Here is a 25,220-nt window from a genome sequence, read left to right as displayed (position 1 = left end):
TTTGCACCCGTTGTAAAGCGCTTTGTCTCAGCATGACAGACGCTCCGCATTCGCGCGCTGACGATGTGAGCACGTGGGCCGGCTCTCGCGGAAAGCCAGCCCACGCTTATGGTCAAACAACTCAGTAGGGCCGCACATTCTGCGTGATGAGCGGCCAATGATCGGTGCGGAACGGACCGGCCGGCTGACCGGCTCCGTTGAACAACGTGGCGACCGGGTCAGACTGCCAGGCATAACGCACCTGCGTAGGGTGCGGCACCGCGGGCGAAGACAGGATCACGCTTTTGCCCTGAATGCGCGCCTGGGCCCAATGCCATTGATGATCGGCACCGGCAATCGAAAAGCCCTTCAATTCCCCGCCCTTGGCCACAAGACCGCCATTCGCATGCTTGAAGCGCAGCCGGATTGCATGATGCAGGCGCTTGACGGAGGCCAGCACCGGGCCGGAGTCCACAACATGCTTGCCATAATGCTGCGCCAGCGCGCAATCAGCCAGGCGATCGCCAACCGGCTTCTTGTCGCCCGGATGCAGGCTAACGGGATCGCCCGTATCAATGGTGACCGCGAGGCAGGAGTGCGGCACCGTCGCGGCGACGATGGCCTGGGACTCACGAATGTCAGCCCATGCATCGTCGGTAGGCTTGGCGCTGTGAGGTCCGAACCCGGGCAACTGCACGATGTAGAAGGGGAAGTCTCCCTGATCAAAGAGATTGCGCCAGCTCTCGATGATGGCAGGCAGCAGCTTGCGATATTCATAACCGCGCGGCGAGTTCTGTTCTCCCTGATACCAGACGGCTCCTGAAATGGAAAGCGGCGCGATCGGCACCAGCATGCCGTTGTAGAGCACGGCGGGCATCACGGGCCAGTTGGCAAAGTGAATCGGCATGGGATGCGGCGGCCGGGCATCGACACTGATTTTGCCTTGCCACTCGCCAGCCAGCGGAATCGTAGTGTGATTCCCCAGCAGGAGATGAAACTCAGAAGCCTTGTCGAGGAAGCCGCCGTGAGGCTCGGTTTTGAAGATGCGAATCGCAATGAGATTTTTGCCGGGCTTCAGCAGGCCGGGAGGGATACGGTAAATGCGAGGATGCTCGACCCATGCGCTGCCGCCGACAGAGGTTCCATTCACATAGACCGTATCCATGCGTTGAATTTCGCCGAGAAAAATCAATGAAAGGCCGCTGGGCACAGGACTGGGCAGCGTGACCTCTTTGCGAAACCAGGCGACCGCTGGAGTATCCGGGACACCCAGCGCCGCAAATCCGCCGGGAAGCGGAACGGTCTTCCAGCCGGATGGATGATAAGCCGGCGAATACCACTTCTGCTTGAGCCCCGTATCGTAGTCGTCATACCAGGGCATGATGTAGTTGCCGTAGGGCTGCCCACCCTCCGCCGTCCACTCTGCCATTTTTTTGAGCGGGATATCGTAGTCGCCCAGCGGACGAAGGGCCGCCGCGCTGGCCCAGCTTTCTCCAGCCGAACCGCCCACCGAGTCCACCACCAGACCGATGGGGATGTGCAGTTGCTGCTCCAGCTTCAGGCCAAAGTAAAAGCCCACCGCTGAAAGCCAATCCGCCGTCTTGGGAGTGACCACCTTCCAGCTTCCCTTGAGCGTGTACGCCGGGTGATAGGCCGTGTGATCGCCCACGGTGAAGTAACGAATGTTGGGATAATTTGCCTGCGCGGCCACCTTGGCAGCGTTGTCGGTAAAGCGCAACGGCAGCTCCATGTTTGACTGCCCACCGCAGATCCAGACGTCGCCGACCATCACATTCTGAAATGTCGCGGTCTGATGGCCATCGCTGATCTTCATGGTGTAGGGACCACCGGTGGGCGGCGGTGCAATCTGCACCTGCCAGCGGCCATTCGCAGCCGCCACCCCGGTGGCATGCTTGCCGTCAATCTGCACCTGCACGGTGTCGCCTGGCTTTGACCAGCCCCAGATGGCATCCGGCTTGCCGCGCTGCAGCACCATGTTGTCGCCGAAGATCGTGCTGACGAATGGCAGCGACTTCTCAGACCCTGTGCTATTGCCGAAGATCGAGTTATCCAGTGATACAGACTTGGCTGCTGAGTTTTTGGGCGCGGGCTGCGGTGCAGTCTGAGCAAAGAGACTGCAGCCTGGCGCAGCCGAAAGACTCAGGATGACAGCGGTGAGCAGGTGATTTCTAAAACGCGGCAAGTTGAGCCTCCTGGTGAGCTGAGTTCAGAGCAATGAAGGAGCAGAGGAACGCGAAGAAAGATGCGCCGGAGCGAAGCTTAGCGATCCGGCGCATCTGCAGCCATCAAGTGAAGCCTTTGGACTATTCGCCAGCTTTCTGACTGGCGCCTTGCGCCATCTGCTGCTTGACGATGGCTTCCGCGGCGTTGGCTTCCATGATCCAATCGGTTGCTGCTCCAATGGTGGTTTCATCTTCGTACCAGAGCATGCCGAAGTTGGTGATGCACTCCGGGAAGTCTGGATTGATGACGATGTAGCCGGGAATCATGCCGCCGGGGATGTAGCTGTTATCGCCACGATTGTTGGAGTAAGTCTTGGGCTTCGACTGAGTGCCGATGCCTGCGATGTAAGAGACATTCGACGCCGGATGTGTGCCGAGCAGATAGTTGGCGGCGCGCAGCGTGTACTGCGGCCCCACCAGATCAGGAAACGCCTCGTGCAGGAAGTACATCTGGATGCCGAACTCCGCCACCTGGCCGGAGCCTCCCCATGCGCCGCGCGAAGGCGGCACGCCAAAGGGCGTGGCTGCCATTTGGCGGTTCATCTGCGGCATATAAGCCTCCAGTGCCTTGCGGAACTCTGCCTTGTAGCTTGCATCGAGATAGGGCAGTGCGCGCACGGCCGTCCAGCCCTGGAAACCGATTTGCTGCAACATCTGTGGAAAGAGCTTCTCGACCCGCTGTTTGTAGGGCTGCGCGCCGTTGGTGGCAATCAGCAACTCAAGATCGGCCGGCCAATCCATTGCGCCCATAAAGCGCCGGAAGCGCGCGGGCATCGGTGGCATGGGACGCCCTTGCTGACTCTTCCAGAGTTTGATCGCGGCGTCGAGGCTTTGCTTCGATAGCGCATCATTCCACCCCTTCAGCGCCTCAGAAGCCGCGGCCAGAGACGCCACCGCGGAGTAGTCCGCAGCCATATTGTCGTTGGTCCACGCCCAGCGGTCGTCGTTCTTGCCGGAGTAATCCCCCTTGATTTGATTCGGTCCCAGCTTGGGATCGTAGATGCGTCCGTCGGTCTGGGACGCGCCATCGCCCACAAAGGTGTACTCCTTCAGGTTCGAAGAATGGATGCCCATCAACGGGTGGCCCACGGCATGCACCTGCGCCAGCGTTTGCAGCACACCGTGCTCCACCTGCTCGACAACATCCGGAATTCCATCGGGCTGATGCATCACGACATTGCGGGTCGTCTCATTCACGCTTAGCTCATCCCACTTGGGATGAAAGGTGATCTCGATGAGCGCCATCGTTCTGACGGTGCCCAACTGATCGAAGACGTCGCTGTCATAGTCTCCGGCATCGAACCATCCGCCGATGTTCAGTCCGGGGATGTGCTGACCGGGCTTGTAAGGGGAGTAGAGATTCGGCCCGGTGAAGTAACCATCAAACTCCTTGATATTCGGCTGAGCCTGCTCCGCATCATCCATGTGAGCCAGACCATGCCAGACGTGATAAACATCGCGCACTCGGATGTGGTCCATCTGCTCGGCCATGAAGCAGTCGAGGCTGGTCTGCCAGGTGTTGTCGTAGATGTTCTTTGCGATGGGAAAGACGGCGGTCTTCTCGCCCGCGTATTCGATCTTGTAGAGACCGGGCTGCTTGACGCTGGAAAAATCGAACTTCACGTAGTGGTAGCGCAGCCATGGCATCGGCGCCGACACTTGCGCCTCATAAACTTTCTTGTAGCTTCCGTCGCTTGCAAGCCGGAGCAGTTCGGCAGTCCTGGGCGCGTCAAAATTCGGATCAAGCTCAATGATGGCGACCTTGGAAAAGTCTGTCGCATAGCCGGCCTGGCTGTGCGCGATCATCGGCTGACGCGTCCAGTTCGGAAGATAGCTGGGCCGCACATGCCACACGACCGCATCTTTCGTTTTGCCTGCCGGGATCATGGTGCGCATGACAAACCATCCATTCAGCCCCTGATTGCGCCCGTCATAGAGAGCGATCTTTCCAGAATCAGACGTCACGCTGACGCGATTGAGGGGATCACCGGCAGCCAGCGTGATGCTGTGGCCGCTGGCAAAGGGCAGCGGGACCATGTAGTTGCGCGCCTTGCGCCACTGCGCGATGTACCAGACAGGCTTGGGGTCACCAGGCTTCGGCGGATAAGCGGTCATCTGGCTCTCGGGATACTGCGGCATCACACCATAGCTACTGTTGTCGACCACGTAGGACTTGTTTTCGTAGATCGACGGCAGAAACTCAAGATTGAAGCCCGCACGGCCCACGAGGTTGGCCGGCAGCGGCTTGTCGAGATTGACGCTCACGCGAAATCCACCGGGCTCTGCCGTAACCACCACCTGATAGCTGAGGTGATAGGCCGGGTAAGACATGCGCGCGGTGAGACGGTCATTGGCCGCATCGGCCTGATGCGCGTCCACATGCGGAATCAGGCTCCACTGCTCGGGCGTCGGCGAGAGGCGCACGCTGCCGTTGGTCGCAACCCGGTGGCCATGCAGAATGATCTGCATGGCAGAATCTTTCTGATCAAAGAAGATCGGGCTATAGGTGTCGTTGTAGAGCATAACGCTCACACCGCGTCCCCTCAGGTAGCCGTTGCTGGTGACCTTCAGGTGCAGGTCTGCTCCAGATGCGGGCAGACTGAGAAATAACGTGGTGAGCATCGACAGCAGCAGAACGGCGCGCGGACGAAAAGGCATCTGCGTATCTCCAAACGGTAAAGGTTTTCGCGCACGAATCCTACGCGTGCCGTAGATAAAGCGTCAAACTAAAGCGTTAAACTTCTCATTTCGGCGGCAAAATGAGCCCCGGCCATCCGGCAAGACGAATGTATCTCCGCGCGAGCCGATTCATCCAATAAGGCATGGCATTTTCTGTCTCGGTTCTGGATCTGGTGAGCAGGCGCCCGGAGGAATCCGCTGCCAGCGCCATTGCGCGCTCGGTGGATTTGGCACGGCATGTGGAGCAGTGGGGATACCGGCGCTACTGGCTGGCGGAGCACCACTCCATTGACGGCCTGGCGTGCTCGGCAACCTCGGTGCTCATTGGCCATGTTGCGGGTGCGACTCATACGATTCGCGTGGGTAGCGGTGGAGTGATGCTGCCCAATCACGCTCCACTCGTCGTGGCCGAGCAGTTTGGCACGCTGGAGGCACTCTACCCTGGCCGCATTGATCTCGGGCTCGGCCGCGCGCCGGGCGGCGACATGCAGACGATGCGTGCGCTGCGACGCGATCTGCGCCAGAGCGGAGATGAATTTCCTGAGTTGCTGCGGGAGTTGCGGACCTATCTTGGCCCCGAACAGCCAGGGCAGGTGGTGAAGGCCTATCCCGGGCAGAACAGTCATGTGCCGGTCACGCTCCTGGGCTCCAGCGATTACAGCGCCCGCCTGGCGGCCAACCTGGGCCTGCCCTTTGCATTCGCGGCGCATTTCGCGCCAGACATGCTGGAACACTCGGCCTATCTCTACCGCTCGCAGTTCCAACCCAGTGAGGGTTTGCAACGTCCCTGGCTGATGATTGGCGTGCCCGTCATGGTGGCGGAGACAGACCCTGCCGCACGCCGGCTCTTCACGACTCCGCAACAGCGCTTTCTGCGGCTGATTCGCAACCAGCCGGTGGAATTGCTGCCTCCCGTGGACTCGTTTAATGGCATCTGGAACGAGTGGGAGAAAATCACGGTGGAGAACAAGCTGCGCGCGGCACTCGTCGGCTCAGAGGCAACCGTGGAAGAAGGCCTGAGACGCTTGATACGCGCCACGGAAGCCGACGAGGTCATCGCGGTGACGGATACCTGGGACCACGCCGACCGGCTGGAATCTTACCAGCGGCTGGCCGCGGTCGCATCTAGAATCGCGGCACCTGGCTCCGCGGAACTTGCAAGAGCACGATAGCAGCGTCAGAGCAATGCAGCTATTTCTGGCTCATCGCTCATCGCGCGTTTATGAAAAACATGATTCACTAGGAAGTTATCTCTCTGGAGAGAGCGAATTTCCTGATGAGTACTTCTTCTGAGAATCATCCGCGTACGCGCAAAGTGAACGTGGCCGGCTTCAATCTGATCAATTCTCCCCGGCTCAATAAAGGCACGGCCTTTACTAATCGCGAGCGTGATCTCTTCTCACTCCACGGGCTGTTGCCCCCGCATGTGGGCACGCTCGAAGAGCAGGTGGATCGCCGCATGCGCGCCTTTGATGATCAGCGCACCGCCTTTCATCAATACGCCTTTTTGCGCGACCTGCAGGACCTGAACGAAACGCTTTTTTACGCGTTGCTGGTGCGGAACATCGAGAAGTTGCTGCCGATTGTCTATACGCCGACGGTCGGCGAGGGGTGCATGCGCTTCAGTGAAATCTGGCGCAAGCCCCGCGGCGTCTTCCTGAGCTATCCCAACAAAGATCGCATGCGGCAGATATTGAGCCATCCCCGCTATGACAAGGTTCGCTGCATTGTGGTCAGCGATGGCGAGCGCATCCTTGGGCTTGGCGATCAGGGTGCGGGCGGAATGGGTATCCCCATAGGCAAGATGGCGCTTTACACCGCGCTAGGCGGCATCCCTCCCGAGCAATGCCTGCCAGTGCTGCTGGACGTGGGCACCGACAACGAAGAGCGGCTTGCAAACCCGATCTATATGGGTTGGAGGCATGCGCGCATCCGGGGCCTGGAATATGACGACTTTGTCGACGCTTTTGTGCAATGCGTGAAAGAGCGCTGGCCCCATGTGTTGCTGCAATGGGAAGACTTCGCGGGAGCGAATGCCTCGCGATTGCTGGCTCGCTACCGGCATCAGCTTTGCACCTTCAATGACGATATTCAGGGCACGGCAGCCATCGCCGCAGCCACGTTGATTTCTGCTATTCACATCACCGGCGTTCCGCTTACCGAGCAGCGTATCGTGCTCTTCGGCTTTGGCAGTGCAGGATTAGGCATCGCGAATCTGCTCGTTCGCCTGATGCAGCAAAAGGGATGCACACCGGAGAAGGCGCAGGAACGCATCCACGCCATCGACGTGGATGGACTATTGGTGGAGGGACGCGCCAACATCAAAGACGAGCAAAAGATGTACGCACGAACTGCGGAGAGTGTAAAGGGTTGGAAGCAGGAAAATGGAGCTATTCGCATTGAGGAAGTGATACGGCAAGTGAGGCCGACGGCTCTCATCGGTGTGTCAGGCCAGGCAGGGGCATTCACCGAAGAAGTGGTCCGCACCATGGCGCAGCATGTGGAGCGGCCGATCATCTTCCCCTTGTCGAACCCTACGTCGCGCAGCGAGGCGCATCCTCATGATCTGCTCACATGGACCGATGGCCGGGCACTGGTGGGTACAGGAAGCCCGTTTGAGCCAATGACTCTTCGCGGAAAGACTTTGCAGGTTGCGCAAACCAACAACTCCTATATCTTCCCCGGGCTGGCGCTTGGCATCATCTCTGCCAAGGCGCGGCATGTGACCGAGGACATGATTCTCGCGGCCACCACCGAACTGATTCTCCACCTGCCGACCTGCTCCGATTCCAACGCATGCCTGCTGCCACCTATTTCTGAAGCTCGCACGATAGCGCGGCATATTGGGGAAGCGGTCGGGCGGCAGGCACTGCGCGAAGGGCAGGCGCAGGTTGCTGATGAGGCAGAACTACTGCGCGCGCTCGATGAAAACCACTGGGAGCCCGCTTACGAAGAGTACGAGCGGGAATAGTCACGCGGCAGGGCGTGTGTGGTACTTTGTTCGGGATACGACTTTAATTTCTGGTTGCGCCCACATGCCCTATCGCCTGTTGCATTGCTTCACCCCCCATCCTCGCCTCTCTGGACGTTGGTTGCTATTTCTTGCCGTGCTCGCTCTGTTCGCGAGCCCTGCTCGCAGCTTTGCCATCGGACAACCGCAGTACATCCACTTCACCGCGGTGCCGCGCGGCTTTGCACTTGCCGCGCAAGGCAAAGTTGCGCCTCTGGTGGTCGACTCCGGCGACTGGTGGGGCGTGCAGCATGCAGCGCAAAACCTGCAGATGGACTTGCATCGCGTAACTGGCCTCAAGCCGGCGCTGAGTCACGGCCCCGCCACAAAAGCCAGTGAGATCGTGCTGATTGGCACCCTTGGAAAGAGCGCGCTGATCGACCAGCTTATTCAGAACCACAAGATTGATGTGAGCGCGATTCGCGGTCAGTGGGAGAGCACGCTGACGCAGGTCGTCGACGATCCGCTGCCGGGCGTGAAGCGTGCGCTGGTGATTGTGGGCAGTGACAAGCGGGGAACCATCTACGGCATTTACGATCTCTCAGAAGACATCGGCGTCTCGCCCTGGTACTGGTGGGCTGATGTGCCGGTGAAGCATCATGACACGCTTTATGCCACTCAGGGCCGGTGGGTAGTGGGTCCGCCCGTAGTGAAATATCGCGGCATCTTTCTGAATGATGAAGCTCCTTCGCTGACCGGATGGGTCAATGCAAAGTTCGGCGGATATAACCATCGCTTCTACACCAAAGTTTTTGATTTGCTGCTGCGGCTGCGGGCTAACTATCTCTGGCCCGCGATGTGGAACAGTGCCTTTGCAGCCGACGATCCGCTGAATGCCAGGCTGGCCGACGAGTACGGTATCGTGATGGGCACATCGCATGAAGAACCGATGATGTGTGCCGAAAAGGAATGGAAGCCCAGCGATGGGCCCTGGAACTACGCCACCAATGCAAACCGCATCGATGCATTTTGGCGTCATTGCATGGAGCGCGACAAGAACTATGAAGAGGTTGTCACGCTCGGCATGCGCGGGCACAATGACACACCCATGTCCAAAGGCGACAATATCGCGCTCATGGAGAAGATTGTGCATGACCAGAGACAGATTCTTCGGCAGACGGTGAATCCTGATCTCAACAAGGTTCCTCAACTATGGGCGCTATACAAAGAGGTGCAGACCTACTATCAGCAGGGCATGCGAGTGCCCGATGATGTGACGCTGCTTTGGAGCGACGACAACTGGGGCGACCTGCGCCGCCTGCCTACGCCGGACGAACGCAAGCGCAGCGGCGGAGCCGGCATCTACTATCACTTTGATTACGTGGGTGCTCCGCGCTCCTACAAATGGCTCAACACCAACCCGATTCCGAAGGTCTGGGAACAGATGCACCTGGCCTGGCGCTATGGCGCCACCCGCATATGGGTGGTGAATGTCGGCGACCTGAAACCGATGGAGTTTCCAATCGAGTTTTTCCTTACGTATGCCTGGAACCCTGCGCAGTGGGGGCCAGACGATTTGCAAAAGTTCACACTGGATTGGGCCACTCGCGAATTTGGGCCGAAGTATGCCCCGCAAATTGCGCACCTGATGGAGACGTACACCAAGTACAACGGCCGCAGAAAGCCAGAGCTGCTCTCGCCGAATACCTACAGCCTTGTGCATTACAACGAAGCACAGCGCGTTTATAGCGAATGGCAATCGCTCACAGACGAAGCAGAACACGTAAACCAGAAGCTTCCGCCTGCTTATCGCGACGCCTTCTTTGAACTGGTGCTCTATCCGCTGAAGGCCTCTGCCATCGTGAACGAACTCTATATCACCGCGGGCGAGAATGCGCTTTATGCTCGTCAGGGCCGGGTCAGCACCAACGATCTTGCGCAAAAGGCTCGCAGGCTCTTTGCCGAAGACGCCGCACTCGCCTATGAGTACAACCATGAGCTTGCACACGGCAAATGGAATCACATGATGGACCAGACTCATATTGGCTACACATTCTGGAATGAGCCGCCCGTGAATGCGATGCCCGCTGTCTCATGGGTACAGCCGCTGGATGGACCGCACATGGCGGTCGCCGTAGAAGGCAGCCCCTTTGCGGCTGGCGGGCCGTTTCCGCCGCTGCGGCTGGCCGCCTTTGACGTCTACAAGCAGCAGACGCGGGTCATTCAGCTCTTCAATCGCGGAAATCAGCCTTTTGCCTGGACCGCCAAGGCCAGCGAAGCGTGGATTCACCTGAGTGCGAAAGGCGGCACAGTCGCCAAAAGCGCCACAGTTCGCGTGAGCATCGACTGGGCTAAAGTCCCGAAAGGGGCCAGCTCTGGCGTAGTGGTCATACAACAAAAAGATGGCCCAGCCGTAACGGTCCGGGTGGATACTTTGGATCCTGTTACGCCCACACCTGCGTCCCTCGACGGGTTCGTTGAGACGCACCACTACGTCTCAATCGATGCGGCGCACTACACGCGGCGAACCGCAGCGAGTGGCGTTCGCTGGAGGAACATTCCCAATTACGGTGAGACACTCTCAGGCATGACTGTTTTTCCGGTGACTGCGGCGAGCATCTTGCCCCCGAAGCCGGCGCCAACGCTTGAGTATCGCGTCTACTTCTTCGATAGCGGCAAATGCAGCGTGCGAGCCATTCTGTCGCCTTCGCTCAATTTTGTGCCGGGGCGTGGACTGCGCTATGCCATCTCGTTTGACGACCTGCCGCCGAAGATTGTGGATGCTCTCGCTGATGCTTCTCAGCAAGCATGGGCCAAGGCGGTCAGTGATGGTGTGCGGAAAATTACCACAACTCTCGATGTGCCCTCACCGGGATATCACACGCTGAAGCTCAGAATGGTTGATCCAGGCGTGGTGCTGGAAAAGTTGGTCGTCGCCTTCCCGAACCCGAATGCGCCGCATTTTCCGGGCATGCCGAAGAAAAAAAATCCGATGGCGCCGTCAAGCTATCTCGGCGCTCCCGAGAGCTACTTTCACATGGCCTCTTCAGGGCATTGAGAAGAACGTCGAGAGAGCGCGGCACCTACCAGGTGCCGCGCTCGCCAAACAGTTCGATGACCTTGCCGAGGCGTTCGGCGCCATTGGTCCAGTTCGCCTGCATGGCGCGTTCTACGCGATCGGCGTTTCCTTCCCGGATTGCTTCGATGATTTCCTCATGCTCTGTAACGCTGGTATACAGATCATTGAGGATAGAGCTGGCATAGAGTCGCCAGTAACGCTCTGTCTGGGGCTTGATCGCGCTATAAAGCGCGGTGAGACGCGGCCCTGCTCCAGCCATCACCACGGTGTCGTGAAAAGTGGAATCCAGATCAAAGATGTCGGCAGCCTTGCCGCTTTGGCCGCGACTGATGGCCTTGAGCCCTGCATTGAGCGTTTTCAGTTGCTGCACCATTTCCAAACGCTTTTCTTTTGGAAACTGGGCGACATGACGGCCAGCCATGCCTTCCAGATGCCCGACGATGGCATAGAGTTCAGAGGCGTCTTCGAGAGTGAGCGGAGCCACAATCATGCGTGACTTGCTCACATTCTTGTGCTCGATCACATAGCCCTCGCGTTGCAACCATTGCAGCGCGCCACGCACAGGCGTACGGCTCATACCGAGGCGCTGCGCCAGATCCGCTTCCACAATCCACATGCCGGGCGAGAGCCTGCCGTGAACAATCATCTCGCGCACTTTTTGAAACGCCGTTTGCAGACCTGCGCCGTGTTCGGCAGCTGCTTTTTTCGCGCGAGGTTTACGCGCCGCTGTAGTCGATGTGTTCGCCATAAGCTTAGGAGACGGTGATCACTTGCCCCTTCCGTCCTCTCGCATCATATTCCATCCAGAACATTTCCCTGCTGAGATATCGACGCTCTGCCGGACTGGAAATCAAAAATGGGGCATTCCGGCTGCTCCATATGTATTCAATGCGGTAAACAATCCGCCACGTTGTCCGCTATCATCCAAGGTATGGCCACGCTTACAGGACTTTCGATCATCGGGCAGGAAACGGTTTCTCCGGCAAATTCCGCCACTTCTTTCCGGGCGGTAAACCCCGCGACAGGCGACTTCCTTGAGCCTGCCTATTCTTCCGCTTCGCTCTCACAGGTGGAATCAGCCGTTCAAAGGGCCGCAGATGCAGCCTCCGCCTATGGAAAGCTATCAGGCAAGGAAAAGGGGCGCTTTTTGAGGTCCATTGCCGAAGGCCTCGAAGGAGCCGCCGAAGAACTGGTGGCGCGCGCGCACCTGGAATCAGCGCTCCCTCTCAAGCGCCTGCAGGGCGAACTGGCACGCACCACAAATCAGTTGCGTTTGTTTGCGCAGGTCGCTGAAGAAGGATCATGGGTACAGGCGCGCATCGATCCCGCACAGCCTGATCGCAAGCCGCTGCCCCGCGCCGACATCCGCTCCATGCTGCGGCCGCTGGGGCCGGTGGTGGTTTTCGGAGCCAGCAATTTTCCACTCGCGTTTTCGGTTGCCGGTGGAGACACGGCATCCGCTTTCGCAGCCGGCAATCCAGTGCTGGTCAAGGCTCATCCCGCGCATCCCGGCACCAGCGAGATTGTGGGCCGCATCATCGCCGGCAGCGTCCACACGTGCGGTCTGCCTGCGGGAGTTTTCTCGCTGCTGTTCGACGCTGGAGTGGAAGTAGCAACAGCACTGGTTCAGCATCCATGGGTCAAGGCTGTAGGATTCACCGGATCGCTCGCCGCCGGCAAGGCCCTGATGCGGCTGGCAGCGGAACGGCCCGATCCGATCCCTTGCTTTACCGAAATGAGCAGCAGCAATCCGCTGGTCGTACTGCCTGAAGCTCTTGCGGAGCGCGGAACACAGATTGCGGCGGGCCTGTACGAGTCCTTCACCTTGGGCGTGGGACAGTTCTGCACCAAACCCGGACTGGTTTTCTTGCCTGCGGACAGCTCCGCCGACACATTCGTGGCAGAGCTTACAAAGCGCACGGCAGAGGGCGCTGCGGCAGTCATGCTGACACCGGGCATCTGCGGCAGCTTTCACACGCGGCTCAACCAGCACAAAGCACATGATCAGGTTCAGGTGCTGGCCGAAGCAGCGCAGCCCTCGAACAGCAACGGAGCCTCTGCCGTGCCTGCACTGCTTCAAACCACCGGCGATGCGCTGCTCAAGAGTCCTGAGCTGGCTCACGAAGTTTTCGGACCGAGCACACTGGTGGTGCGATATGCCGACCGCGAGCAACTGCTTGCTCTGGCACGGGCCATGGAAGGCCAGCTCACGGCCTCATTGCACGGCACCGAGAGTGACCTGATGGCCGCCGCCGACCTCGTGGAGGCACTGCAGCAGAGGGCCGGAAGAATTGTCTTCAATGGCTTTCCGACAGGCGTGGAAGTCTGCCACGCCATGGTGCATGGCGGACCGTTTCCGGCGACATCTGACAGCCGGTGGACCTCGGTAGGCAGCCAGGCTATTTATCGGTTTTCCCGGCCCGTCTGCTATCAGGACTTCCCCGAAGCAGCTCTGCCCGACGAGTTGAAGAGCGGGAACCCTCTTGATATTTGGCGTCTGATCAATGGAAATTGGACCAGGGATGCCGTGATGGCATAGTAGCTGAAAAGACTCGCCGCCCCACCAAATGCGCGGCGAGTCATCTTTCCGGCCTCTGCCTGTCTGCGCCCGGGCTGACACCCGAGAAAACAATGGGGACTGCCATCACTGCAGTAGCGAGCAGCTTCGCAGAAATACTTTAGTGGCTGGGGCCAGAGTTGGTGGTCAGCTTTTTGAGCACAAATTCCTGAACGGTGGCGCTGACCATTCGCCCCGCAGTGGTGATGAGCGTGTTGCTGATCGTCACCGAGACACCGCGATTTGATTTCGGATAGTAGAGATTTGAGATTGCACCTGAGCCCAGATCGCCGCCGATGCTGGAGTAGTTGAACTCCGTTTTGCCGTTGTCACCCCGGCAAAAGAATGGGCTCATGAGCGCGTGAAAGAGGCGCGAGCGCACACTGCCGGTCCCCTGATAGAAATAGCGGGGATCCTGGTGCAGCAGCGACGGCAGGATTGCACCACCCAGCATGACATCGGTGAACCCATCGGTGTAATCGGCTCCAAAGCGCTGGGCATATCCATCCCAGCCCTGCTGGTAGTTCGGCGTGTCGCCCGCCTGCTGCACCGCAGCCAGAAAAGCGGCCCCGACCACAGTGACCGGGTCAACCGTTGTACGAAGTGCCAGCTTGTATTTGAGCTTGGTGGTCAGCGGAGCAGCATGAGGATCATAGCTCACATAAAAATTAGGGATGACGCCGAACACGCGCTGCTTTTCTTCCTGCTTGACCTGTTCGGTGGCAAGTTGAAGCGGCGTTTCTGCTGGCTTGACGACGATAGAGGTCGTGCCGCCAGAGATTTGCACCGCAATCTGCTTGACCGTCAGGAACTGCCCTGGCTGCAGCGAGAAAGCTGGAGACGTCCACGGGATACATCCCGGCGCGGCAATTTGAACGTGATAGGGTCCGCCAGCGGGCACATTGTTGAAAGCAAAACCACCATAGTCATTTGCCTTCACCACAACCGGGGCCTGCCCCCCGGGCGCTTGCAAGGTCACGGTTGCATCTGCAATCACATCCCCTTCGGCATCCGTGACCGTGCCGCTGATGTTCCCCGGCTGCGCCGCTGGAGCCTGTATGGGTTGAGCAAATGCAGATGCCGCTACTGCGGCCGAAAATACCAGCAGCCATAGAATCCGCTGCCACAAGCTGCACCCGGAGAAAGGGTAAAAGCGATCAAACCTTGAAAATCTGCTCCCGGTGCCGAAAACTGCCCCGGAAAGAGCCGTCCCCTCCCGATTTGCCAGCTTGAGAGCCGGGCTGGCAGATACAGCAGGAGCATTCGAACGTCCAAAACGCTCGTAATCCATCCATTCCATTGATTCCATGCCTCGAATGACCGCAGTTGTTCCAATACTTGTTTCGATTTCAGATAAGCTGCCGGTCAGTAGAGAGCAGAATGTAGAAAAACACTCCGGCTTCCGCCAGGCTTGCTTGGATAAACAACAACTGCCCCGCCGCGCCTACAAGACGACGGAGCACAACCAATACAGATGCCGCGAAAGTCACAAAGTCTTCATGAATTATTCATGTTTCTGCCGGCGAAGCCACAGTGGCTCCCTCCATATCCCCAAAAATCTCAAGGGCCTGAGATAGCAAGACTGGTCTGTCTCATCTCAACCGGCACAGAACTTGCCCTGTAAGCCGGCCACGAGCAAAAAAGTAATCACGACGGGCTCGCACAGGGAGTGTTCTTCACCTTCACGTCAGTGGCCAGTGCTTCTTGCAGCGTGAAGCAATGGCGCTCATCCGGCAGCGGAGTTAAAGGTATCCAGTTCGGCGTGTATTTGCGTCTTACTCGGGGCCATCTCATGCAGCAGAAGTTCAGCAGATTCGATCAGCGCATTCTCATGAAACCAGCGCTGCACAGGATTCTGCTGAAGAAGATTCAAGGTCGCGAGTAGAGACATTCCCTGATGATGAGCCATCCACTCGCGAACAATTTCCGGCTTGCGCTTTGAGACGCTGAAGTCACCGGACTCGTAGAAACCAAAAGCACCCGTCCAGCCCGCTGCCTCCATTCGCCCCAGGTTGCGCAAGGCAGCACTCACGTCGCGGCTCAGCGCAAGAAACGTTGAGTAGGGAGATACCACGGGACCGGACTTCGCTTCCATCGATAGAGCAATCTTCGGTAAGCCAAATGCGTGGTAGTGATAATGACCGGAGTCATTACGCTGCGCCGCGCCGGACTCCGAAATGCCCCACGGAATTCCCTGGTCGGCGCCATAAGACTGCTGCACCCGTACGCAAGATTCCTGCGTTTGGGCCAACAGAGTGTTCGGATAGCTGCGCATCCACAACGCCGGCATCATGTACTCAAACATGGTCCCCGTCCACGAGAGCAACAAGTATCGACCGCTTGCGCTCGCGAAATCGCGGGCCAGCTTAAACCAACTCGAATAAGGAAGGTCCCCTCGGGCAATGGCCAGAAATGTTGCAATTCTGGCTTCTGATGCAAGCATGTCGTAACAGGATTCAAGAAGCTTGCTCTGGCGCACGTTAAAGCCGATGGAGAGTATCTTCCGGTTTGGGTCGGCCAGAAATGAAAACTCCATGGCATTCGCAAGCCGCTCCGCGTCCTGAGCAATACGCAACAAACCTCCTCCAACAGAACGCAGGTTGTCACACGCCAGTTTCACTGCGTCCTGCAATGGAGCGAGAGTCTGCAGCGGCTGCGCCCCTTCCTGACTCAACTCTTCCCCGATCTTCGTCTCCAACTCCTTCGCCAGCAGAAACGCTCCTTCCACCGAAAGATCAAATACATCTTCCGACGCACTCCAGGAGAGATCTGCAAGTATGGGTTGAAATTGTGGCAAAAGCCATGGGAAGTAGTCGGTAAACAAGCTCTTCAGCGCCAGCACCCGCCGATAAGCTTCAGTGAACCACCAGCTTGCTCCCGCTGAATGATCCATGGAGCTCTGCGCTTCCGCAAAAGCCGCCTCCGCTCGCGGCAGCCAATGCAGCCAATCCGTCCAGTCAGAGCTTCTCGGAGGAGGTGAAACATTCACAACACGGGCATCCTTCTCATCCTTCATCAACTGCCAGTGTGCATCTATCGAGGCGAGTAGCTCTTTTCGCAGAACCGGACGCTGAAGACACTCCACCGCGCCCGAGCGGAGAGTATAAAGCGACGCCAGCAGGTTACCGCTATCGACAGAAGAAATAAACGGTTGCGCCTCCAGAGGACTCAGCGTCTGCGTGTCATACCAGTTGTAAAGATGCCCTCGATATTTCTCCATCTGATCGATAGTCGCCAGGCTGCGTTGTGTCAGCGCAACAAACTCCGGCACCGTGATGAAGCCGAACTCACAAGCCGCCTGCCTGGAGTTGAGCAACAGACCAACATTGGTCGGCGAAACACGGGCAGCTTCCTGCAAACCATCCTCTTCCACGTTGTCTGGAATAAGGTAGTTATGATTTTCCCGGCCAAATTGATGGAAGTATCTCCATATCCGCAGCGCGTGCAGATACAGATATGCTCGCTCTCCATCGCTTATCTGTTGCTGTTCCCGTGGATTGCGATTCAGCCATGAGGTGAGTCCACTCGACAGCCCCCAAAGAATCAAGACCGGCAATGCATACCAGATAGCCCGATGATTTGCCGCCGCAAAGTAAATCAAAACTCCCAGGCCAATCGCAACGAGCGGCATCCATACGAGATAGCGATCCACTGGCGTCTGCCGCAAAGAAGAGGATTCCGACTGAGCTGCTGTCTCCCATTCCAGAAGATGCTCCCCTGTGATCCAGCGGCGTACAAAAGACCGCACGATGGCATCCATCGAAAGCAACATCTGATGCGGCAGAAAAGCAATGGTAAGGATCACGACGGAAAGACCGCGTGCGAACCCAGCCCAGGCATCGCCTGTACCGCGCTTAACCTCCGACTGCAGAATTCGGATAAGCGCCACCAGAAGCTGAGCGGCATAAGGCAGGAGCAGGAGCCCGGCCGGAAGAAGAGTCCAGTACAACGGGTCTCCGGGAAGCCCGAGCCATCCCGCAAGAAATAGAAGGAACAAAAAAGGCTCGACTAATGATCGCCGCAAATTGTCGAAGATCTTCCACCCGGAAAGGCTTGAGATAGGATTTGCGACCCAATGTCCGTTCTCATCGGGTACCCGCGCGAACATCCAGGGAGCAATCTGCCAATCTCCTCGTACCCAGCGGTGCTTTCTGCGGCTGTAAGCGCTGTAATGAGATGGGTAGTCGTCAATCAGTTCCAGGTCGCTTACCAGCCCGGCACGCGCATATGCGCCCTCAATCAAATCGTGGCTGAGCAGCGCATTCTTCGGGAAGCGATGATTGAGTACGGTGTGGAAAGTGGCGACCTCATAGAGGCCCTTCCCTGTAAAAATTCCTTCTCCAAAGAGGTCCTGATAGGCGTCAGAAACAGCGCGCGAATAAATATCAAGACCTGTCTGCCCAGAGTAGATTCCTGCAAGGCGAGAACGCGAAGCGGAACGCACCGTAATGCCGATACGCGGCTGTAAAATCCCATAACCTTCTGTCACAATGCGCCGGTCAGGATCAATCACTGCCTGATTCAGAGGATGAGCCATTGCGCCTACAAGGGCCGCTGCCGTTCCGAAGGGCAACTGCGTGTCGGCATCGAGAGTCAATATGTATCGCACCCGCTGCAACACTTCCACTGGGCCGGCCTTTACCGGAAACGCATCCCGGCCTTCGATCAGAAGATTGTTCAGTTCGAGAAGTTTGCCGCGTTTACGCTCCCATCCCATCCATACTCCTTGCCGGCGATTAAAGACCCGGTGGCGATGAAGCAACAGAAATGAGCCGCGATTGAGCGATGCATAACGCGTATTCAGTCCATCGATCAACTGCACGGCAAGTTCAACCAGCGGGTCGCTGTCATTCCCTCGCGGCGCGGTGACTGAATCAGGCAAGTCAGTAAGAAGGGCAAAATGAAGATTGGCATCCCGATTTGCCAGAAAGCGAATTTCCAGGTCCTTCACCAAATCGCGCACCTGTGATTCGTTGAGCAAGAGCGACGGCACAGTCACAAGCGTGATGCAACTGTCTGGAATCCCGCTGCTGAAATCCATTCTCGCCAGGCGATTTGGTGAAAACAGGGTGGTCACGGCCAGGTTCATCAGTTCCACGCCATCCTGGCTAGCTGGCAGCGCCAAAAGTAATAACGCGATGATCAGGCCGCCAAACCAGAATGCATGCTGCACGAGAGGAAGAATCAGGAGGCCAACGAGCAACAGGGAAAGCACGAGCACGCCGCCGATATAGAAGTCCTCAGCATTGCGCTGCACCCACATCCGCATCCGCTCCATGACCGGAGGATGAAACCCGACGCGGCGGCCAAGATCCGGAAATCCTTTGTCCAGCAGATAGAAGCCGACATGCTGATAACGTTGCTGCATGCGTGCGTCGCCCGACGCACGAAGCGCACCATCCCTGCTCAATTCGATTGCAGCATGGGCTACCTGCAGCTCAGTGCAGTCGGAATGCCGGGAAAGATACGCAACGCGCTGGCGGTACCGTTCCCGGCTTGCAAAATCCATCCGCGCATAAGCTTCCGCCGGGTCCTGTCTCAGGGTGCCATCACAGAGAATCAAGGGCTCAAGCAAAGAGGGCCAATCGGACTGAGAGACCTCCCGCAGACTCTTGATGAAAGTTTCCGTTCTCGGCGCCTCCACGGTATCTGGCGAACGCAGCAACTTGCTCGCTTCATCCAGTAGGGCTTCGAGCAGCACGAACTGCAGAAATACCGAAGTGTTCCAAAACTCATCTATATTCAGCGGGTCATATTTCTGCAATTCCTCCAGAAAGACACAGAACGTCGTTGGAGAATAAACACTGTGCACCGCATGAAGATATAACTCCGCCGCACGAGCCATGCGCGGCTCTTCTCTTTGCGCCGGCATCACAACTCGGGGCAACAGAGCGATCTGCCTGACCCGCCCCCTGATCTCCTTGAGCACAGAACGAAGGAGCCGTGAATTTCTGAGGATTTCAAGCAGCGCAACATGATGCGGCACAGCCGGTTCGTCGTTGACCGTTTGCGACTGATTCCATCGATTCAGTTGCTTTTCAACCTCTTCAAGTTGCCGGCGGACTGCATCCATGCGCGCAGAAATGCCTTCAGGCCCTTCCGGGCGATGCACCACATCCCAGCCTGCCGCAATCCGTACGGCGTCGCGCAAGTGCTGCACCTCTGCACTTGACTCATACTCAAACCTGTTCACTGGCTGTGTCATATCCTCACCGGTAGCTGGAGGCCTGCATTTCAAACATCGCTGCATAACGGCCATTCAACGCCATCAGCGCATCATGGTTCCCCTCTTCCACCAGTTGACCGCCTTCAAGCACGACAATCCGGTCAGCCATGCGAACGGTGGAGAAGCGATGTGAAATGAGCAGGGCCATCTTGTCCTGGGTTAATTCAGAAAAGCGCTCAAACACCTCAAACTCGCTACGAGCATCGAGGGCAGCAGTAGGCTCGTCCAGAATAAGTAACTGAGCATCGCGCAAATAGGCCCGGGCCAATGCCATCTTTTGCCATTCCCCGCCTGACAGGTCTACGCCGCCTTCAAAGCGGCGGCCCAGCATCTGGTCATAGCCTTGCTCCAGCTTGCGAATCACTCCGCTGGCAAGACTTTTGTTTGCGGCATACTCAATTTCTTCAGGACCATGGGGAATCTCGATGCGGCCCACCGCAATGTTTTCCCGGGCCGTCATCTCGTAGCGCATAAAGTCCTGAAAGATCACGCCGATTTCACCATGCAAGTCTTCAAGACTGTAATCGCGCAGGTCTACGCCATCGAGAAGAATCTGCCCTTCAGTCGGGTCATACAGACGAGTAATCAGCTTCACGACTGTGGTTTTGCCCTGGCCGTTTTCTCCAATGAGCGCCACTCGCTCGCCGGGAGCCAGCGTGAAATTAAAGTTGCTCAATACTCGCCGTTCCGCTCCGGGGTAGGAAAATGAGACATTGCGAAACTCAAATCCCCGTCGAATGGGCCGTGGCACGCGAAGAGCATTGGGCTTCGACTCTACCCGCGGCTTCATCTCAAAAAACGCCAGCAAGTCAGTCAGGAAGAGCGCCTGATCGGCCACCCCTGATGCCGTGGAAAAAGCCTGCTGAATATTGCTCATCGCCTGCATGATCGCAGTAGTAATCAGCGTCAGATCGCCAATGGTGTATTGGCCGCGGATCGTCCGAAAGATACTCAGCGCATAGGCCCCGTAATAGCCCAGCTCACTCAATACTGAAAGCAAGCCACCCCAGAAAAGCCGGCGTCGGTTGAGCGCGACATTCTCCTTGTAGATTCCGTGTGAGAGCTGGGTGAAGCGGTCTGTCAAATAACCGCTCAAGCGAAAGAGCTTCAACTCTTTGGCTGCCTCCTTACTACCGCCCACCTGGCGCAGATAATCCATCTGGCGGCGTCGCGTCGTCTGGCCAAAGTTTTTCGCATAAGTCAGAAAAGCAAAGTGGCTTTCTCCCAGAAATGCTGGCACCACGCCCGCAACGAGAAGGAAAAGCAGCAACGGCGAATACTTCACCAGAATGGCGGAGAAGGCAATCGCCGTTACCGTCTGCTGAATCAGGCGGCCCATCTGCTGAATCATCGCCAGCCGGTCGGTCGCCTGCACCCTCGCCCGCTCCAGACGGTCATAGAACACCGGGTCCTCATAGACCGTCACATCCAGCGCGGCCGCCTGCCGCATCACCTCGACGCTCACGTGGTGCGTGTACCGGTCGGCCAGCAGGTTGTCAAGGTAATCGACCGTTCGTGCCAGCATTCCGGCGATCACCGCCAGGCCCATCTCCGCAATGACCAGCCACCAGAAGTGCTGCGGTAGCGCTTTGTGCATCCGGATGCGGTTGACACCGTCAATGATGTAGCGTGCGATGATTCCGATCGCAACCGGCAAAAAAGCGACTACGATGCGAGTGGCAATATTCCAGAACACGACAGAAGGCCCGGAATCCCAAACGACTCGCAACACCGGGGGTACATTCCGCAGCGCATGCAATCGATCTCTCCACGCGCTGCCATGGCTTTGCGGCGGCTCCTTCTCAGGCCTTACATCGTCATTAGCTGTAGCCGCGTTTGCAGGCATAGACTCCTGTGGCCCGCCTCAAGGCAGGCACTCGATAAACTGGAATTGGTGAACCCGGCGAATGAGCATCCCCTGGGCAATGGCTTCAGCTCTGTACTGCTCATGGTTCCGATGCTTTCCGGCTTCAACATGTTGTTTCCAGCCGCTACAATCAGGCACCCGGCATTCCGGCTATCTCCACCACGTTTGTTGGCCGGGGAGCTACTATGGTGTTGAGAGACATACGCCATTCTGTCGAACGAGGTGTGCTGAACCATGCAGATTGCAGAACAGATTACGGAGCTGATCGGCAAAACCCCTCTGGTCAGGCTGAACCGTGTCACCAAAGGTTGTGACGCTACAGTCATCGCCAAGCTGGAAAGCGCCAATCCGATGAGTTCGGTGAAGGATCGTATAGGACTGGCTATGGTTGAAGCCGCCGAACGGGAAGGACGCATCGCGCCCGGAAAAACCGTGCTGATTGAACCGACGAGCGGCAACACCGGCATAGGACTCGCGCTGGCGGCTGCCGTGAAGGGTTACAAGCTGATCCTCACCATGCCAGAGACGATGTCGCTCGAGCGTCGTGTGCTGCTGCTGAGCTTTGGCGCCAGCCTGGTGCTCACCCCTGGGCCGCTCGGCATGAAGGGCGCAATTGCCAAGGCGCAGGAAATTCTCTCCCGCACTCCGGATGGTTACATTCTGCAACAGTTTGACAATCCGGCGAATCCGGCCATTCACTATGCCACGACCGGACCTGAGATATGGAATGACACCGAGGGACGAGCCGACATCCTGGTCTCCGGAGTCGGCACTGGTGGAACTCTGACCGGAATCAGCTCCTACATCAAAGAGCGAAAGCCCGGATTTCGCACCGTTGCGGTGGAACCAGCAGACAGCCCGGTGCTCAGCGGCGGAAAGCCCGGCCCCCACAAGATCCAGGGCATCGGCGCTGGCTTTGTTCCCGGCGTGCTCAATACTCAATTGATCGATGAAGTCGTGCAGGTCACCAACGAAGACGCCATCTCTATGGCTCGCCGTCTGCCGCTGGAAGAAGGAATCTTTGCCGGCATATCGTCTGGGGCCGCCGTCTGGGCTGCGGTAGAAGTGGCCCGCCGCCCTGAGAATGCAGGCAAGCTGGTCGTTGTGATCCTGCCCAGCTTCGGCGAGCGCTATCTTTCCACCGCACTGTTTGATGCGATCCGTCAGGAAGCACAGGCACTGCCCACTGAACCGGTGGAAATGTAAGGGAGCATCGTCGGCTCATGGGACGTATCGCAGAAGATATTCGCGCGGTCAGGGATCGCGACCCGGCCGCGCGCTCCCTGCTTGAGGTATTGCTTTGCTATCCAGGCCTGCACGCGGTGTGGAGTCATCGCGTGGCCCATTCTCTTTGGCATTCCGGCTTTCGGCTTTCTGCCCGCCTGCTTGCTCAATTCACCCGTTTCTGGACTGGCATCGAGATTCATCCCGCCGCCACCATAGGCGAGCGTCTTTTCATCGATCACGGCATGGGCGTGGTCATTGGAGAAACGGCAATCCTCGGCAATGACGTTACGCTCTATCAGGGCGTAACTCTTGGAGGCACCGGGAAAGAGCGCGGCAAGCGCCACCCCACTCTTTGCGATGGCGTCTTTGTAGGCAACAACGCCAACATTCTGGGCGACATCACCATCGGCGAAAACTCCCGCGTCGGCGCAGGCTCTGTCGTGTTGCAGGACGTCCCGCCCAACTCCACAGTCGTGGGCGTTCCTGCGCACATCATTTACCGCGAGGGCAAGCGAATCCTCATCACCAATCCGCGCGAGGTAAAAGACCCGCTGTCTGATGCAGTCATCGCCCTTTCTCAACGCGTCGAAGAGCTGGAACAGCGCCTGCGCGAACTGTGCGGCGAACAGGCTCTCATTGCGCAGCAGCATCCGCTCTCCGCCGAAGAGCTGGAACGCATTCGCTATCGCCAGGAACTTTACAAGCTGAAGGACTACGTACAGATGGGCGAAGGCATCTGAGGAGCGTCGTTCCGGACCAGATCATTTCGTAATCGATGAAGTCCAGTCGCTGACCAGATCAAATATCAGTGCCCTGTGCTGGATTCTAAAGTCCTCGTCCCGCCGCAGAGACACTGGCGGTATCCTGACGCGTGCATGTGGCCCAGGCTGCATACATAAGAGGGCCAGAACAAACGCAAGAGCGTGCCCATCGTCTTCCCCTCCCCGGCCGCAAACCACTGCTCATAGTCTCGGCTTGCGGCGCTGCTGCCGTGCTTATCATCTTGCAATCTCGTGACAAGTTTGGCCACGGATTCTGCGGAGAAATCGGGCAAATCATACGCCTTCGACCACGTGTATTCCGTCTTCCACTGCGTCCCGATACCTGTTTTATTGCTGGCGATGAACACGGTGTAGTCCATCAGTGTGGCCGTTTGAGGGTTCACTTTCCCTGTTATAAACGCAGGATAGTTCCCGTGCAGAGGCGTGATGGAAGGGACCAGCTTCACGGGAACTTCGTGAGAACCACTCCCGGCAAGCACTGCCCCGGCCGGCTTTAACAGCCGCAACTCATCGTCGTGGGTGTGCCCCATGATCACCAGGCGAACTGTACCGGCATACTTCTGCAGCGTATCTGTCAGTCCTTCGCTGGAGTAAAACATCTCCGGCGCCTGCCCCCCGCAAACATTCCGGTGTGCCTTGATGGTCTGATAAACAAATACTCCGGGGGGAATGTGGCTCATCACCCATACATGTTCACCGTGCGCCCGCGCGAGAGCGAGCCGGCCCGCTAACCACTGTATCTGCTGGCGTGCGGCAGACGGATCGGGCTTACCATTGCATGCGCTGTAGTTGGAAGACTGAAAAATATCCTGCAAGACAATCAGCCGCGTGTGCTGCATAGGCCCGGGCAGTGGAATGTCATAGTCGCCTTGATAAGGAAATTCACGCAGGATTTCGCCATGGGCCGCCGATCCGGCCTCCGCTGCAACGGCATGCGCCATACCGTGAAAATACTGACTTCCTGGCGACTCCCGGTAATCCCCGCAGCTCGAATCATTGTTGCCCAGAGCAATGTACACAGGCGATTGGGGAAACGTATGCTTCAGTTCCAATGCAACAAAACTTGCCGTCTTCACCGCAAAATCAATGGAGGCAGCATCGCTCCCGTTTGGGTCCATGCGATGAAACCGGCAACTGAACTGGTGCACGGTCAAATCACCACTGAGCGTCACAAAAAGGGGAGATGGCTGCCGCTCTCGTGCGGCGGCCAGGCTCGACTGCAACAATGCCCAATCCGTATCGACACCGGAGGCATTGCATGCGCTCTGCATTTCGGCGAACTGCTTTGCCTGACCGGATGTAGGAGGAGCATTCAAAATCGATACCCAACGACTCACAGGCGCAGCCTGCAACTGCTTGAACTTGCCCGGATCGTGAAAAGGATCAAAGTGGATATCGCTCAACATCACAATTGGGCGCGCGGTAGAAACATTTGTTCGCGCATGCATGGCCCCTTGAGCTCGAACGGGAATAGATGCAGCCGCTAATCCTGTCAAAGCTATGACACATGCAACCTCGACCCATGGAAGCACCCGAAACGTGCTAATCCTCTTTTCACCCTTTGACACGCTCATCTCCTTCTCACTGTAGCAAGGTCATGAAGAGAGTGTGTGTATAAGAATTTCTTCAGA

12 protein-coding genes and 1 pseudogene are annotated in these 25,220 nt (G+C 57.6%); 6 read left to right on the top strand and 7 right to left on the bottom strand.

Going from position 1 to position 25,220, the window contains the following annotated elements; genetic code table 11:
* Nucleotides 1-121 precede the first annotated feature (121 nt).
* Nucleotides 122-2,182, bottom strand: a complete 2,061-nt coding sequence (locus tag ACP_RS13055; RefSeq protein WP_015897802.1) for a sialate O-acetylesterase family protein — start codon at nucleotides 2,180-2,182, stop codon at nucleotides 122-124.
* Between the two features lie 121 nt (nucleotides 2,183-2,303).
* On the bottom strand, nucleotides 2,304-4,880 hold the full coding sequence (locus tag ACP_RS13050; RefSeq protein ID WP_015897801.1) for a glycoside hydrolase family 9 protein: 2,577 nt from the start codon (nucleotides 4,878-4,880) through the stop codon (nucleotides 2,304-2,306).
* Nucleotides 4,881-5,044: 164 nt separating this feature from the next.
* Here ACP_RS13050 and ACP_RS13045 point away from each other — a divergent pair, with 164 nt between their 5' ends.
* The 3 genes from ACP_RS13045 to ACP_RS13035 all read left to right on the top strand — a co-directional run bounded on the left by ACP_RS13045 (nucleotide 5,045) and on the right by ACP_RS13035 (nucleotide 10,909).
* Nucleotides 5,045-6,073 carry an LLM class flavin-dependent oxidoreductase gene (locus tag ACP_RS13045; protein ID WP_015897800.1) on the top strand — a complete coding sequence of 343 codons (1,029 nt, stop codon included), beginning with the start codon at nucleotides 5,045-5,047 and terminating at the stop codon, nucleotides 6,071-6,073.
* A 104-nt stretch (nucleotides 6,074-6,177) separates the two neighbouring features.
* Nucleotides 6,178-7,872, top strand: a complete 1,695-nt coding sequence (locus tag ACP_RS13040; RefSeq protein WP_015897799.1) for an NAD-dependent malic enzyme — start codon at nucleotides 6,178-6,180, stop codon at nucleotides 7,870-7,872.
* A 121-nt stretch (nucleotides 7,873-7,993) separates the two neighbouring features.
* Nucleotides 7,994-10,909 (top strand): glycosyl hydrolase 115 family protein, encoded by a 2,916-nt coding sequence (locus ACP_RS13035; RefSeq protein WP_202944470.1) that lies wholly within the window; start codon nucleotides 7,994-7,996, stop codon nucleotides 10,907-10,909.
* Nucleotides 10,910-10,934: 25 nt separating this feature from the next.
* Here ACP_RS13035 and ACP_RS13030 read toward each other — a convergent pair whose 3' ends face one another.
* Nucleotides 10,935-11,678: a GntR family transcriptional regulator gene (locus ACP_RS13030; protein ID WP_015897797.1), complete on the bottom strand. Its 744-nt coding sequence runs from the start codon at nucleotides 11,676-11,678 to the stop codon at nucleotides 10,935-10,937.
* A 183-nt stretch (nucleotides 11,679-11,861) separates the two neighbouring features.
* Here ACP_RS13030 and ACP_RS13025 point away from each other — a divergent pair, with 183 nt between their 5' ends.
* A complete protein-coding gene (locus tag ACP_RS13025) occupies nucleotides 11,862-13,469 on the top strand; it encodes an aldehyde dehydrogenase (NADP(+)) (protein WP_015897796.1) in 1,608 nt (535 codons plus the stop codon).
* Between the two features lie 139 nt (nucleotides 13,470-13,608).
* Here the strand turns inward: ACP_RS13025 and ACP_RS13020 are convergent, their stop codons facing one another.
* The 3 genes from ACP_RS13020 to ACP_RS13010 all read right to left on the bottom strand — a co-directional run bounded on the left by ACP_RS13020 (nucleotide 13,609) and on the right by ACP_RS13010 (nucleotide 21,409).
* Nucleotides 13,609-14,616 (bottom strand): carboxypeptidase-like regulatory domain-containing protein, encoded by a 1,008-nt coding sequence (locus tag ACP_RS13020; protein ID WP_041839569.1) that lies wholly within the window; start codon nucleotides 14,614-14,616, stop codon nucleotides 13,609-13,611.
* 597 nt (nucleotides 14,617-15,213) lie between these two features.
* Complete coding sequence (locus ACP_RS13015) at nucleotides 15,214-19,638, bottom strand: glucoamylase family protein (protein ID WP_169305980.1); 4,425 nt, start codon at nucleotides 19,636-19,638, stop codon at nucleotides 15,214-15,216.
* A gap of 58 nt (nucleotides 19,639-19,696) precedes the next feature.
* A complete protein-coding gene (locus ACP_RS13010) occupies nucleotides 19,697-21,409 on the bottom strand; it encodes an ABC transporter ATP-binding protein (protein WP_238525562.1) in 1,713 nt (570 codons plus the stop codon).
* A 405-nt stretch (nucleotides 21,410-21,814) separates the two neighbouring features.
* On the opposite strand from ACP_RS13010, the gene cysK reads away from it, so the two are divergent.
* Both cysK and cysE read left to right on the top strand, forming a co-directional pair.
* The gene (gene cysK / locus ACP_RS13005) at nucleotides 21,815-22,786 is read left to right on the top strand and encodes a cysteine synthase A (protein WP_015897792.1); all 972 of its coding nucleotides are present in this window, start codon (nucleotides 21,815-21,817) and stop codon (nucleotides 22,784-22,786) included.
* Between the two features lie 11 nt (nucleotides 22,787-22,797).
* Nucleotides 22,798-23,547 (top strand): annotated as a pseudogene (gene cysE / locus ACP_RS13000) (serine O-acetyltransferase); the annotation flags it as partial.
* A 65-nt stretch (nucleotides 23,548-23,612) separates the two neighbouring features.
* Here the strand turns inward: cysE and ACP_RS12995 are convergent.
* Nucleotides 23,613-25,163, bottom strand: coding sequence for a metallophosphoesterase (locus tag ACP_RS12995; protein ID WP_015897790.1), 1,551 nt, complete (start codon nucleotides 25,161-25,163; stop codon nucleotides 23,613-23,615).
* Nucleotides 25,164-25,220: the final 57 nt, after the last annotated feature.

The sequence above is a fragment of the Acidobacterium capsulatum ATCC 51196 genome, assembly GCF_000022565.1.
Taxonomy (GTDB): Bacteria; Acidobacteriota; Terriglobia; order Terriglobales; family Acidobacteriaceae; genus Acidobacterium; species Acidobacterium capsulatum.
The sequence above is the reverse complement of the archived record's forward strand: the minus strand, read 5'-3'. Positions and strand labels throughout refer to the sequence as shown.